We start from the raw sequence: 14161 nt of genomic DNA, 5'->3' as shown, positions 1-14161 counted from the left end.
TGGTAGTTGTCATCCTAGTGCTGGCATGATCCGTCGTTCAAGGCCCAGGGCTCACAGCAGGATGGTGGCTCTTTACATGTGTCAACGCCATAGACAGCGGCTCAGTACCAATCTGAGTCTCAGAGCTAACGTCAATCTGACCGAAAAATGAAGAAAGCCACTCCTAAGAGTGGCTTTCAGATAAAGCAGATCAGTAGGCTGTTACACCGTCGCGATGGCCGTTACTGTCCGGATGTTCCATCACCGTACCGACAAAGTATAGAGCAGCGGGGAGCAATTAGCAACCTTCTTCTCGTCGGCTAAGGATCTCTGTTGAGAGACGAAGGACTACGAGCTCCCGTAGACGGTCACGTACTCATCTCTAAGCAGATCAAACTTCTGGCCAATTTGCTCTGAGTACTCCTTCGCCATTTGCTCATACGCACTGAAGTACGTTGCTTGGGACTGCATCATTGACACCTGTTGTCTTAGCTGAGCAAGCTCCCACTCCTGTTTTTTTAGGTCTTCACGGGCTGCTAAGAGGTTAGCCGTGTCCCTCAAGCGAGGTTCCGAATTCACCCCATGCATGAGTGCTGATAATAGATTAGCCCTATCCTTATGCTCGAGACGAGTGCGAAAACCGGTATCGCGGCCGATCGCCTTGTTATTCCATTGGACGAGTGGAGCGATGATCCGCGTAGGGGCGATTGTTTCGATCATGCTCGTAACCGCCCAGCTTTGCTTATTGTAGTGAACCATTGATGCTAGAGAGCCGGTGACCTCCACAGACGAGTTGTCACCGGGTCTTGGGGATACAGATGAAATTGGAATAGCCTGGATTACAGGATTCATCCCGTACGAACTGACTCGGTTAATTATAGCCAGTCGTCGTTTAGGCATGCTGCCGTATTGCAAGGAGTCCGCGTACCGCTTATTGGTACGAATGTCGCTGTTGATCTTGCCGACGGCGAGAGGATGGCCATACTCAACTTCGACAAGGGCGTATCTGTGTAGAACATTTGATATCGTCTTGCCCGGTGTCTTCAGGATATTGCTCAGGTACTCTCCACGAAGCAACTGTGGGCTAGGTTCGACGAAAACCTCAAAGGTCTGTGAGCTTCCTGGGCTTGGTTGGCCAACGACCACTCGAACAACCTTCCAGCGATACTCGGCGTGCGCCAAGAACTTTTTCGTGATGAAAATAGGTGAGTTTGCGTCTGGATTCCTGGGAATTAGCACCTCTCCTATATGCTCGTGCGTCTCCTTGCCCAGCACTTCGGCCGCATGTGTGTCCGTCACGTGATCGTAGGTTTTTCTCTTGTACAGGACGATAATCATTTGGTACCGGTTGCAGTAGCGTTCTAGTTGTGCAAGCTCTAAGTGAAGAAATCACGTTTAGAGTGAACCATAATGATATTGCACAATTCGCGAATTGTGCGCGTCGAGCCGAGCCAGGCGCTACAAGGCACGTCAGTTGGCTGCTGTCGCGGCGTTTGAAGAAGCGGTTTCGCGTATTGCGCATGGCGGCATCGCATAAGCTCCCCCCCTTCAGGTAGGCACCGGCCGAAAGAATTTCGGAACCCCCATGAGTCAGAGACGCCTTTGAAGAAAAGCAGATTTGCAGAGTGCCAGAATGTTGCCATGTTGAAGGAGAGCGATGCCGCATGCCGGTCGCCGAACTGTGCCGCAAACATGGCTCCGGCAACGCCACGTACTATCTGTGGAACAGCAAGTATTCGGGTGTCCGGCGTTGCAGCGGCCTCGAGAGCTGAAGGCCGAGAACGCCATGCTCAAGCGTATGTTTGCAGACTTGGCGTTGCAGAATGCGGCCATCAAGGGCATCCTAAGCCGAAAATCCTGATACCGCCGGAGAAGCGCGAGGTGGTGCAAGAGCGAGTGCAAGCCAGGCGTGTTACACGCGCGCTGGTCACATTGCCGGCCCTTCGCAGGCCGCGCACTACAAAACGCCGACTCGGGAATCTAACGAGATGCTGAAGTCACTGATGCCCTCATTGCCACTGTCATTCGGCATGGACGCTGTAGATTCCGGAAGTGCTTTACAGGCTGCGGCTGGACGGTCGCTGCAAAAAAAAGCGCGTTCATCGGATGTGCTGCGATATGGGCTTGAACTTGCCTCCGTGCAGCAAGAAGCGTATTCGAGCGGTCTCAACAGCCTTTGGATCCGACCGCGGGACGAGGCGAATTGGGAATGCTTGGCCTTCGAGGTTCGCATGTACATCCCTTCCGCTCCTGATGTGCGTCTTGAGCAGCTTGATCGATTGCTATGGGCCTATCCTGACGCAGTACGCATGGACAACGGCCCGGAGATGAATCCCCGACGCCTTTACCGAATGGGCCCGCTGCCAAAGTCATTTCGATCCGCCATATCCTATCTGGCAAGCCGAAACAATAAGCCTTTATCGAGCGCTTCAACCGCACATATCGCACCAGAGTGCGCGATGCAAGCTCGCAGCGAACTAAGTTAAGAACTAAAAATGACACCTACGTAACAGCAAATATTCCGCTATGCCAAACCCATCGGGCGGCCATCTTAGGCGGCATTCCCGATTGCATCTTAATTCGTCTTGGTCCCGAAGACCGCGCATTGCCCGGGCAGTGGGAAGGTGACCTTATTTCGGGAGCAAATCAGCGCCTCATTGTTATGATCGACACCACAAGCACCCAGTTCACCATGCGTTGCAGGATCGAGGGCAAGGGGGCCGAAATCGTCACTCGATCCCTTGTTGAGCATATGCGCCTGCTTCCTCTGCTCAACTAAGAAAAGTTTAACCTGGGAGCGCGGGGTTGGGTTGTCAGCGCACAGGCACTATTGCTACAAATATGGTCGTTTACTTCTACGATCCGGGCAGCCCCTGGCAGCGAGGCGTCATTGAAAATACGAATGGCCTTGACTCTTGTACTTTCCAAAAGGAACAGGCGTGGAAGTTTTACGAGTGCCAGCTTGATGAAATTGGTGCCAAGCTAAACTCCTGCCCCAGAAAAAAGTTTGGGTTCAAGAACCCAGTTCAACCGCTGGGCACAATGTTGCGCTGGCCGTCTCAATCCAAAATTATTAAAAACGGCGGATTGAAAACGGGGCGATACATTATCTATATTTTCGCCAAAGACACCCTGTCTAGGCGACTAGAAATCCTGTCAATGTTCTTCACCCAGAGAGATCCTACGCCACCGCGTATATGGATCTCTTAGTGAGCATATCGATTTTAGACCTACACGTTAAGCGTAGTAATTTCCATACCCAATTTCGGGTATGCGCATCACGTCCAAGGTGTTTAAACTTGCCATCAGGATAATTAAAACGACGCTAAAAAAATAATAGGTAAGTCCGCGCAGAGTTCATAAAGGTGGAGCAGATGAATTCTTCCTCAGTGCGAAATTTGCGGTGTATCCTCTTTGGAGTGACGCTAGGGCTTGGTTTGGGCGGTTGTGCTGCTCAACCAAGTCTTGAAAGAGAGTGGACCGTCATGGTCTATATGAATGCGAAGAATAACCTTGAACCCTACTCGTTACCAAATTTCTACAGCATGGCAGCGGTAGGAAGCACGCAGCAGGTTAGCGTACTCGCGCAGTTGGGCAGACCATCGTCTAAAAAATACACAAATGTGGATGGGAACTGGTCTGGCGTATTGCGATTTCTTGTCAAGAAGGGCAGCAGACCTATACCGGAGCAGGCACTGGTCGACGTGGCTAAGGTTGGTGAATCGACTGACATGGGGGAACCACTCGCATTAACACAATTCATCCAATGGTCGAAGAAGACGCATCCGGCCAAGCGTTATATGCTTGTCATCTGGAATCACGGACAAGGATGGCGATTTCAGCTTGCAGCCGACGAAGCATTAAAGCAGCTTTCTTCGCGCAGCCAGCCATCTCAACAGCAAATAAATCTGGTCGCGCCGGATACCCCTGCGGTCGGTGGCTACCGTGCGGTTTCTAGTGACGACGACACCGGCAATATTCTGTTTAATCGTGAGGTTCAGGATGTAATCGCTTCAGAGTTCGCTGATTCAAAGCTCGATGTTCTAGGCTACGACGCGTGCCTAATGGCTATGATAGAGACAGCATACGGAGTGGTGCCTTCAGTGAATGTAATGATCGGAAGTGAGGAGCTTGAACCCGGCACTGGTTGGCGCTATTCAACATGGCTTAACAAGCTTGTAGCTAAGCCCGGCATGAATGCGGAAGAACTGTCGAAGGCCGTTGTCGAGTCCTATCGGCAGGAATATCGGGATGAACACCTCACAACTCTGTCTGCCATTCGTCTCTCTGCGGTTCCCGTGCTCGCGGAGAGCCTCAGCGACTTCTCTAACGCCGTTCGGACGGCAGGCAAGGTCGAGTTGCAAGCGCTTCGTGAAGCGAGGGCCGACATTGAGTCCTATGGGATGTCCATTACCCCTCCACTACGGACTTCCGTAGACCTCGCGGCGCTCTTGAAAGCTTACGAAAGTAAAACCAAAAATGGGCTTCTAATAGAAAAGTCCGAAAGGGTCCGCGCCCTTTTGGCCGAGGCTGTTGTCAGCAACTACGCAAGCGCACGAAGCCAGTACCCAACAGAAAAAGGCGAAAAGCCTTACGGATCAGAAGGCTTGGCCATCTACTACCCGGAATCGTCATCCGCCTTTTATGAAGATTTCTTTCATACAGGATACTTAAAACAAAACAAAGACAGACCGGTGGATTTTGTTCAGCACGAAACTTGGGCAGATTTGTTGTATGAACTGCTAGGTATATAGGAAAAAAATGGCTTTCTGCGCACGCGCCGTTATTCATGCCCTCATGGCAATGGGTGCGCTTTCAGATTTAACATTTGCGCAAACTGCCACTCCTGTTTCTGCCGATAAGTTCCGAGACTTAACTATGCCGTTCGATGATCGGCTGGTGAATTATTTCTTTGGCGCTGCCAAGCCCCCAACCGGCGAGACGGTCGAGTTGAGGGCCAAAGGTCCAATTTTGCTGCATATAGGCCGTTTTAATAGGCTCCCCACTGGAGCTCGAGTAACACTGCGAGTCAAAACTTTAAACGGATTAGAACTCGCCCGTTGGGTAACAGAAATGGATCCAGAGCGCTGGTACATCCGTCAGATCGATCTTCCAGATAAAGCACATTTGCTCGAGATAACCATCGTGGACTGGGCCGAAGGAGGGCCCACTGAGCGCCACCCTTTCACGCTCATCCTAGAGGCTTGGCCGCTCTCGGGCAACTCCATCCTAGAGTTGCCAATGCAGAATGATTCACGGGAAAGTACAGATCCGCAATTTTTGACCTCCCTCCCGCCGACCTGCAAGATGGTTTCAGTCTCATCAAAGCGTGTCGACTATATCGAGAGATTTTCCGAAGCGACGCTTTCTGGGCTCCCTGTCGGTGTGCCGGTGCAAAGGATCTTCTCGGCAGGAGGCTATTTACTCATATCTCCACCAATCGGTATGGCGGCGGACAATAAATTGACCATTCGCCTCAGTGTGAAACACCCGGATGACGGGCCATACGTGGAGGTCTGCCCTGCGACAGAGTTTTTCGGAGGATCTATTGAGTCCCTTGAGGCTGCGCTGCCAACCCACGGACCCAATTCGCTTTGGCGGGTAGAGTTAACAATCGCCAAACCCCTGCCTGCGGCTGAAAAGACGAAAATCTGGCTAACTCGCGAACGCACTTTTTCTCTCTTTCCAGATGAGCCTGGCTGGGATGATGTGTTCGGTTTAACCTGCTTTGACAGAAGAACCAACTTTGTTGGGGTGTCACAAACAACCAATCCGTTCGGTGGGCGGACCAAACTGAAAGTCCTGGTGCCCGCCGTCGGCTCAGTTCCAATCGGCATCGACGAGCGTGCGGCTGCGGAAATAGCCATTTTACAGGCAGCCTCCTTGTGGGTCTACTCTTGCGTTGCGTGCCGAAATGACAACCTCGCTGTCATTTCGATCAATGACAAAACCTATGTATCCTCAAATCTCTACACGGCGGTCGGTCCGCCTCGAGGTACTGAAGATTCCCCGTTCGAGCCGCTCGATAGGGAAGAATCACTCAAAAACTTCCTCGGTAATTCCCGAATTGGGGTCGGGACTTGGAGCTTACAGTACCTTCATGTGAAGAATCCTAATAAGGAATTCGCCCAGCTTTGTTCCGCTAATACAAGCGACAAGACACCTACGCTTAAGCGCGTGCAGGAGGCTATATGTACCGACACAGTTCGGCCTGATAATACCGCCAACATCCGAATTAACTTTAAAATGCGAGAGACCGCATGTGGAAATGATCCTAACATCGTCGGCTGCCGAGCGGACCATGAGCTCACGCAATACAACGTCCGCGATTATCGATTCATTTCGCAGCGGAGCGGCGTCAGCATTGGGTCTGGGCCAACTGAAATAGACCTTTTACAGGCAGTACTTCATGAAATGGGACACTGGATTGGCATTGACCATCTGACGGGAGGGGAGTCCATCATGACGTCATCGCTCGAGCAGGCTCGATGCATCGATTTCCAAACGGTAAAGGTTTTGGCCGAGCAGGTTTACGACAATAATGGGCCTCCCAAGGTGGTTTTGCCACAGGCGCTCACCTTACGCAAGAAGCCTTCGAAGTAATGAGTCGGAGGGAGGCGCGGCCCGAACCAAGGATCTCGACAATGAAGCGATCAATCTTCACGCCAACTTGCCTCTCAGTGCTACTTGGGCTTCTAGGGGGATGCGGTAGCCACATCCCTCCAAAATACTCGGATGGACGGTATGTCCCACCGCCGAGCAAACGGGCACTTCAAATTGATCTAACGATTTCGCCCTGCAACGCGGAACAGGTTTCTAAGTCTGCAATCGCTACAGCCTTGGTGGCAACGCTAGCCGGCGCAGTGATAAATCAGACCTATGACACATTCGTCAATTGGTTTGATGAGAAAAAGGCAAACATGTCCGTATCCTCCACTGGAGTGGCGACAACCAGTCTCCTCGACAATAGCCGCCTCAAACGGTGTCTGGTGCTAACTCGAGCAAATTCTATGCAAGCGATGTTTTCCATAGACCCGACAACGTCAGGCGGGTATTGGCATATGACACCTTACTCTCTCAAGTTTTCAAGTTCCGAAGCCAAGGAAGAGCCCGAGGGAGAAAAGTCAATCGTGGCGGACATTCAGTTCGCTACGCCAGGCACTGACGGGACCATGATGACATTCTTCCAGGGAACGTTCGACTTGGGTATACGAACGGCTAGCCCGCAAGTGCTGATGGTAGAGGCATTTGTGGGACAAGACAGCGGCCCATTTGGGCTGCCAAAAGTGCCGGCGAGTGACAGTGATGTGACGATCAAGATTACGGCGTCTCTGGCGGAGTTGGGAGAGGGGCGAGACTGGATTCGAGGTGTGACCGATTCACTCCGCGAAAAGGAAAACCGCGAGAAGATTCTGAAGCCGATCCTAGACGCATTGGAAAAAAAGACGCCATAGCTTCGATCACGGCACGCCGAGTGGGAGATACAAAGCTTGGGCCTATCCGTAATTTTGTGTGCGATGCGTATCATGAGGACTACGTAAGCAGCCCTGCAAGTTGCGTCGGCTGATAGACGATCGGAGCAAGTGACTACTCTCAGGTAGATGATTAGCCCAGTTACTAGAGTAGTCAAGCTTCAAGAGACTTTGAAGCTTGACGTCCATGCGCGAGTTCTTGCTCCGGTCGCTTCAACCAGACTAGATATCAGAGCCCGACTTCGCCCGAGGATGAATTCCTGAGCATCAGACGCGATCTTCAAATTAATACGTCGGACCATGTCACGATCCGCTGGGCGTCGCCTAATCCCCTCTCCCAAGCCGTCAGCGACGAGACAAACTTCACAACTCAGCGGCATTACTTTAGCCGTGTGAGGTTTTCCGAATCCGGTTGGGCCAGGCTTATCGAGTGACATCAGCACCACTGGATTGTCTCCTGTGACGAAGGACTTTCCTTCTGGTGCGCGCAACGCCGTTATCCGGGAGTCCCACAATATCTGGCAGATGCGTGGCATCAAACGTAGCAGGGCGGGCAATACCGAGTGGGTTTCATACACGATATCATAATCGTCCGAATGTACCCGCTCGAATAGTTCTTCCGCGGAGACGTCTTGAATCTCGATTAGTTCGGCCTCTAACCAACGCCGGGTTTCTTCAAGCGATGAATACTTGCGTCGGAGTTCTCTGATCTTAAGATCGCCTGCGAGCGCCCGATAAGAGCGAATCAGATCATGGGACCGACAGAACGCAGCGCCCCAGAAGAAGCATATCCAGAAGCGTTCCTCTTCTTTGATGTCCTCACCGCGAAGTAATTTTTCGATGGCGGGGGCTGACTTGTCCTCGACCACCCCGAAGAAGTGCTCCACCTTGTAATCAAGATTTCCATGTGCGCCGGGAAGGGTGTAGAGGTTTTCCAAGTATCCGACCCTGCCAGGATCAGATTTATGGATGCGATTGGTCCGGAGTAGGTATGCCCAAAAAAGTCCGTCATCTCCGCGGAACCGTGCTTGATAGCTCGTGGGAACAAAGTGCTGTTTAACAGGCTTCTGTGGATTGCGGTCTTTGCGCTCTACAAGCTGCTGGATGGTCTCTTCCACCCGGGAAAAGAAAGCATGTCGTGGGTCCATTAACTCTCCGGGCGGTCGGCTCAGTGGAGGTAATTCTTTGCTCTGTGCGGCCTAAGGATATCTTAAGGATTGGATTCTCCTGATGTGTTTGGCCACATGGCTTCGGGGCCGGGCCTGCTTAAGGGGAGGCGTCGTACTCCATGCGGGTATCTGCCCTGTCCTCCCCGATTCACGGGCAGAGGTGCAATACAGATGAAACATCCCCGGCAGACCAATGCTTTGTTCAATTCAGCAGTAGAGCGGTGGGCTAATTGCCCAGCCGCTCTCTTAGCCGCTCAACTAACTTCGGTGGGTTGTCGTTCCTGGCATAATATCGGCATAATTAGTTACTTGTCTTTGAGTTCCGGGAGCCTACGATGGTTGAACTGACGACAGCCCATATTGCTCACGCTGCGCCCGCAATCATTGCGTTCGTTGTGGGTATGGCAGTTATTATTGCTGCCTTTCGGCCCGTAAAATCAATTTTTGGATACCACCTGCGGCCAATTGAAGTGGCTTTGGCTCTTGAGAGTCGTGAAACGACGCTGGCGAAAATTCCATTTCGGTCATGTGGGCGGTACCGCTTCCTGCGGGACTTTTCGGCTGTTCGTGTGCCTTGGGCGCCTAACTATGGTCGAGGCAGGTGGTTGGGGAAAATATCAAGGGGTGATCGAGCTGGCTATAAGATGATCAAGCGCAGGGGATGATTTCGCTGCGACTGATTTTTGGTTAAACGCAACGCCTGGATATTTAATGTCGGAAAACAAGAAGAATGCGTTTGTGACTGAGGTCCAGTTCATTATGGACGAATGCATGCGTCTGGGCCCGAAAGTGTCGAGCTCCAGCAACCTCAAACAGATTCCTAGAGATGATTACCTGTTCACACTTCCGCATCCAGCTGGCCGTGGAGAGATGATCTGCGGCAAAGCGGCGGCGCAAGCTGTTGGAAGGCTCGCAGACGAGGCAGCTCGACGAAGCGGTATTACGGGCCAGGTCGACCGAGATACGATTCGAAAACCGCTTGAAAGGTTGTTAGTTTCCCGGTTTTTTAACGAAAATCGGGCGGTCGACGTTATGCAGGTGGATCGAATTTTGGCCAGCGCCGCGAAACAGGCGAAATCCAATCTTGCGACGATTGTGCACCTGATCCCATGCCATTTAATGCGCGGAGGTGAACCCGATGAGCTTGTCTTTGGGCCAGTAAAGTTCATGAACAGGTCTGGCTTCAGAAAGCTGATTTTGGATGCGCAGAAAATCACACGAAATAGTGCTAGGACTGAACTTGAACTTAGGCGGCGCGAGTTGCTGCCGAGAGCAATTCGCTACTACCGCCATTTTGAGTGGGTGGCGCAGGTCGAAGTCACTGGTTGTGACGTGCAGACCTCCGCAGATGTCGCAACTAACGCTGTCGTTGCTGCACTAGATTGCCTGCACGTTCTGCTCGGACCGGAAAATACCGACAGAATGCAAGTAGGAGGGGTAGGCTTAAGCAGGGATATCCGCGCGAAATTAACAATTTCGGGGGCAGGTGCTATTGAGCCTTCCTTGTCGTATGCACCTTTTGGTCACGTTGAATATCAAGAGGGCTGGTCAGATATTCTGAAGTCTGATCATATTATAGAGATGATGCGATTATGTGGTATTGCGCTAGAGGCTGCAACCACCCCAAATCTACAGAGGCCTTTGAGTCGAAGGTTTCTGGACGCAGTGCAATGGTTTGGCGAAGGTTGTCGCGATGACAGCCCCTCGACTCGTACCATCAAGTTCATGACTTCGGTAGAGCGGCTTCTGACCACGGGTGAGCATGACGACATTGCAGGGACGCTCGCTGAGCGAACTGCAAACTTGTGCTTTTCTCAAGATGAAAGCCGCGATCAATGGCGGGAAAAGACTGCGCGCGCGTACGATTACCGCTCGCGACTAGTGCATGGCTCGATGTCGCCTCGGCATCCCGATATTTGGCGTGGAGCCCACCTCTCCGGCGAGGTATCGTTAGCGGTTCTTCGGAACGCACTGCGGCACTTTGGGGAAGCGGGATTTACATCGACAAAGTTGACCGAAAAGCGGCTGGCCCAGTGGTTTGGAGACGTCGCGGAATGGGCGCAGCGGTGCGAGTCATCATTTCCCTCAGAACTAGGTCAATGATCATGCGTTTCCCCTTCGCTCTGCATCATCCTCCTCCGGTCGGCGCACAAAGACGCTGTGGTAATGCGGCCGTATCGTACTCGCAGAGAGGAGCCGGCACTGTCTATCCGAACATCGTGAGCAGCAGCACCCAGTCTCCTAGCTTCGGATAGTGGCTGCACATCAAACCAATCAGGAAGGGACCCGCATAGTGTCAAAGGAAAAGGGGTGATTAGCGGGGCTGTCGTCGGCCCGCCCCGCGGTCTCTAATGCCAAAAATGCAGCGGTCAGTGGTTCGAATAGGCCTTTTTCCGCTTGGTCGGGCTAGAGCGGTTTTCAGGTGAGATCATAGAGGAGGGTCACGTATCTATGGCTGGTCCTCTACCCGATTGTGGATGTTCCGGGTTTTTCGGGGAAAATCTCGGACTAACCGACTGACTGACTGACGGTCGAGCCGAGGCCTTGCCGCTCGCGGTGGCTACACCTGCTTCTCTCCCGCTTTACCTTTGCTGGGATGTTCCACGAAGCAGACCTGCGCGCCCAGTGTTTTCATCGTTTCTGCCAAATTTCGGTCACCGGTTAGTAAAACCAAACCGTTCTTCAACGCGTGCTCACCAATTAAGGCATCCTCGACATTGTTTGCCTTTGGTTTGGTCGCATTCATGGCGGTTAGTATCGCCTGAAACGTCTTGCCGTCGGACCACCTCCACCGTCCAAATCCAAGCCCCTTCGCGCCAAAAACGAAGCTTTCAGCTGGCTGAATCTCGTCAACCCAAACTTGAACCAGGTTGTGTAGCTCCGCATTTCGCTCGACGTCCTTGCTAGCTTGTAGCTCCGCTGCTTGAACCGGCGAAATGAAGAACTTCGCAGGTTGGAACGCTGAAAGATCAAACCCAAAGTTCCTTATCCAGTTAAACACCTGCGTATCGATTGCATACGCCTTTTCCATGACCTCTCCTCGCATATTTCCTCACCGGTTTTTGCTAGCTCCTCCGTCACTATCTCGGCCTTGAGGTTCTCCCCGACGTACATCCTGCACAGCCGTTCGTTATCGGCCTTCAGTTCCTTCATGAGCGTCAACTGCGATATGTCCGTCGCTTCGCACTTTGAACTCCACTTGTAGAACGTGGCTGAACTGATGCTCAGCTCAGGATTGGCAAAGCTAGCCTCCGCGCGCTTAATGGCTTCATTGATCTGGCGATCCGTAAATCTCGACTTTGCCACCCGGTAGAACTCCTCAACTAGAAAGTTCTACGTCTGACTACATGGATTTTAATGGGGGATTATCCCCTACAGACAAGCGCCAATGATTAGAACTCTATTCGTTGAAGGATGTGGCTAGCCACGGTGGGTGCAGGCTGTGGCCTCTCCAGATCCCTTCATGACTCGAATCGCGCATATGCTATGAGAGTTTTTTGTCAGGTCGGCTTCGATGTGCCCTACAACGCATTAAATCAGGTGGCGCGGTACGCGTCACCTGCGTTCTGTACTTATATTTAATCAACGATGATTTCTAATGATTGAGTTTATAAATCCGTAGTCATCATCGTAGATGATGTCGGGAATGACTTTTCGATAATACATGTCTCGCCAAAATATATTTATCCCGAACTCTTGTTGTTCATCCCACTCAAGATGCTCATTTGCATTTAACAATGATACGGAGCCAATGGCATGAATTGGATGTTTGCTTCTGGATATAAAGTGATTTTTTATTTGGGCTGTTTTTTCAAATTCTTGAGTAACTTCTGAAAGCATTGTTTGTTTGTCGTAAATGATGTCCTGATCATAATCAGACTCGTATTTCAATCCTAAGTAGCTGTGGAGATGATTTTCATGGTGTTCACCTAAAAGAGTGCCGTGATCATGGGTCAGGCAAATATTCCATATCTCGATCAAAGAATCATCGTATTTGCCACTTTCGTGCCCTAATATTCCTAAGTTATACGAGGAGGCTCTGCATTGGTTATAATCATAGTTAGATAAACACTGGATTTTATTATTCTGCGCGAATTCGCTGAAATAGTTCTTTAAATCCTGAAATTCAGTTAGAAAGCTTTTGACAAGTCTGAAGTCGTGTTCGATTACTACCAGATTCTCAAAATGTCTTCCTGCATTTCTTGACCAGTTGAAGCTGCCGGTAATTATTTTGGAGTCATCAATAATGCAAAATTTATTGTGCATTAAAGCGCCATGCCTAGCTCTCACAGGATATAAAGTTGTTGAATGAAGTGGTGCCTGAAAATATCTTCTATTTAGATAATCATCGTTATAGATCACTTCAACGCTAATGCCTCTGCGCGTGAGCTGATCAAAAATAGGTGCATACTTTTGCCAGCGAATCCATGCCACGCAAATTTTCACAGATTCTTTAGCCTTCATGAGCTCTTGCTGAATTTGAAAGCCGATATCTTCAAAGTATGCATTAGTGGTGATTGCGCGCATTGATTTATCTGAAATGTAGCTAAATTTAGATGGCATGGAAAATTGTTCGTCGTTCTTTTAAGAATAAATCTAACCACTATGATGAAGGTGAGCAATCGCAAGAATCTTTAGGTAAGCCTAAAGATCTCCAGATATACCCCTTTTGTGAGACGCCAAGTGCCAACGGGGGGAATGTTTGTTTCTGGCCGTAATCGGCTCCCCCGGAATGGACCGCCTCAACCCGTTGACGATTGCTTTCCACTCGCCCGGGGGACAATTATCGGTTCAGAATTCCTGACCTGCCCCCAGACTTAGTATGGCACCGACATAGAGTCCAGGGTTACAAACCGTTGTTGCCGATGCGCCTTGCAAATTGCTCCGGCGTTAAGTATTCCAGCGCGCTATGCGGGCGTTCGGTGTTGTACTCGACGCGCCAGTCTTCGATCAAGGATTTGGCTTGGCGCAGCGACATGATCCAATGCTCATTTAGGCATTCATCGCGGAATTTTCCGTTGAAGCTCTCGATGTATGCATTCTTTACGGGCTTGCCTGGTCTGATGAACGACAGCTTCACGCCGACCTGATAGGCCCAAGCGTCCAAGGCCCTGCCGGCAAACTCCGGGCCGTTGTCCACGGTGACGGATTTGGGCAGCCCACGCAGTTCCGCAAGCCGTTGCAGCACCTGCGCCACCCGCAATTCCGGCAATGATGTTCGACCTCGATGGCAAGACACTCGCGCGTGTAGTCATCGACGATGTTCAAGCACCGGAACCTGCGGCCATAGGCCAGACCGTCGGACACGAAGTCCATCGACCAGCTCTGATTCGGCGCTGTCGCAACGGGCCGAACTACCCGTTTTGCGGGCGCGATACGCTTACGCACGCTCAAGCCTGCCTGGCTGTAAAGCCGCTAGACCCGCTTGTGATTCGTCTGCCAGCCTTCTCGGCGCAGCAGAATATGGATGCGCCGATAACCGTAGCGTCGCTTGAGCGCTGCCATCTCCTTCATGCGCTTGGTCAATGCCACATCGCCCGT

Annotated in this window: 12 protein-coding genes and 1 pseudogene; 5 read left to right on the top strand and 8 right to left on the bottom strand. The window is 51.4% G+C overall.

The window, feature by feature from the left end; translation table 11 throughout:
• Window positions 1-327 precede the first annotated feature (327 nt).
• Entirely contained in the window at window positions 328-1317 is a 990-nt protein-coding gene (locus tag V6F88_RS06850; protein WP_332608576.1) for a hypothetical protein, read from the bottom strand.
• Between the two features lie 650 nt (window positions 1318-1967).
• Between V6F88_RS06850 and V6F88_RS06845 the strand changes: the two genes are divergently transcribed.
• From V6F88_RS06845 to V6F88_RS06830, 4 genes are all read left to right on the top strand, one after another.
• Window positions 1968-2465 (top strand): hypothetical protein, encoded by a 498-nt coding sequence (locus V6F88_RS06845; protein WP_332608575.1) that lies wholly within the window; start codon window positions 1968-1970, stop codon window positions 2463-2465.
• Between the two features lie 888 nt (window positions 2466-3353).
• Entirely contained in the window at window positions 3354-4733 is a 1380-nt protein-coding gene (locus V6F88_RS06840) for a clostripain-related cysteine peptidase (RefSeq protein ID WP_332608574.1), read from the top strand.
• A gap of 7 nt (window positions 4734-4740) precedes the next feature.
• On the top strand, window positions 4741-6582 hold the full coding sequence (locus V6F88_RS06835) for a hypothetical protein (RefSeq protein WP_332608573.1): 1842 nt from the start codon (window positions 4741-4743) through the stop codon (window positions 6580-6582).
• 41 nt (window positions 6583-6623) lie between these two features.
• On the top strand, window positions 6624-7433 hold the full coding sequence (locus V6F88_RS06830) for a hypothetical protein (protein ID WP_332608572.1): 810 nt from the start codon (window positions 6624-6626) through the stop codon (window positions 7431-7433).
• Between the two features lie 179 nt (window positions 7434-7612).
• On the opposite strand, the gene V6F88_RS06825 is transcribed toward V6F88_RS06830, so the two are convergent.
• Window positions 7613-8599, bottom strand: coding sequence for a DUF4238 domain-containing protein (locus V6F88_RS06825; protein WP_332608571.1), 987 nt, complete (start codon window positions 8597-8599; stop codon window positions 7613-7615).
• 732 nt (window positions 8600-9331) lie between these two features.
• Between V6F88_RS06825 and V6F88_RS06820 the strand changes: the two genes are divergently transcribed.
• Entirely contained in the window at window positions 9332-10723 is a 1392-nt protein-coding gene (locus tag V6F88_RS06820; protein ID WP_332608570.1) for a hypothetical protein, read from the top strand.
• Window positions 10724-11180: 457 nt separating this feature from the next.
• Here the strand turns inward: V6F88_RS06820 and V6F88_RS06815 are convergent, their stop codons facing one another.
• The 6 genes and pseudogenes from V6F88_RS06815 to V6F88_RS27895 all read right to left on the bottom strand — a co-directional run bounded on the left by V6F88_RS06815 (window position 11181) and on the right by V6F88_RS27895 (window position 14125).
• On the bottom strand, window positions 11181-11651 hold the full coding sequence (locus V6F88_RS06815) for a hypothetical protein (RefSeq protein ID WP_332608569.1): 471 nt from the start codon (window positions 11649-11651) through the stop codon (window positions 11181-11183).
• Window positions 11606-11926, bottom strand: coding sequence for a transposase (locus V6F88_RS27900; RefSeq protein ID WP_442880191.1), 321 nt, complete (start codon window positions 11924-11926; stop codon window positions 11606-11608). The genes V6F88_RS06815 and V6F88_RS27900 overlap by 46 nt, the downstream gene beginning before the upstream one ends.
• Window positions 11927-12202: 276 nt before the next feature.
• Window positions 12203-13183 (bottom strand): phospholipase D-like domain-containing protein, encoded by a 981-nt coding sequence (locus V6F88_RS06810; RefSeq protein WP_332608568.1) that lies wholly within the window; start codon window positions 13181-13183, stop codon window positions 12203-12205.
• A gap of 283 nt (window positions 13184-13466) precedes the next feature.
• Window positions 13467-13700, bottom strand: coding sequence for an integrase core domain-containing protein (locus tag V6F88_RS06805; protein WP_332608957.1), 234 nt, complete (start codon window positions 13698-13700; stop codon window positions 13467-13469).
• Window positions 13701-13727: 27 nt separating this feature from the next.
• Window positions 13728-13936 (bottom strand): annotated as a pseudogene (locus V6F88_RS06800) (integrase catalytic domain-containing protein); the annotation flags it as partial.
• A 99-nt stretch (window positions 13937-14035) separates the two neighbouring features.
• A complete protein-coding gene (locus tag V6F88_RS27895; RefSeq protein ID WP_442880254.1) occupies window positions 14036-14125 on the bottom strand; it encodes an IS3 family transposase in 90 nt (29 codons plus the stop codon).
• Between the last annotated feature and the right edge of the window lie 36 nt (window positions 14126-14161).

The sequence above is a fragment of the Achromobacter sp. ESBL13 genome, from assembly GCF_036668755.1.
Lineage (GTDB): Bacteria > Pseudomonadota > Gammaproteobacteria > Burkholderiales > Burkholderiaceae_B > Achromobacter.
This window is presented reverse-complemented; position numbering and strand designations above follow the sequence as displayed.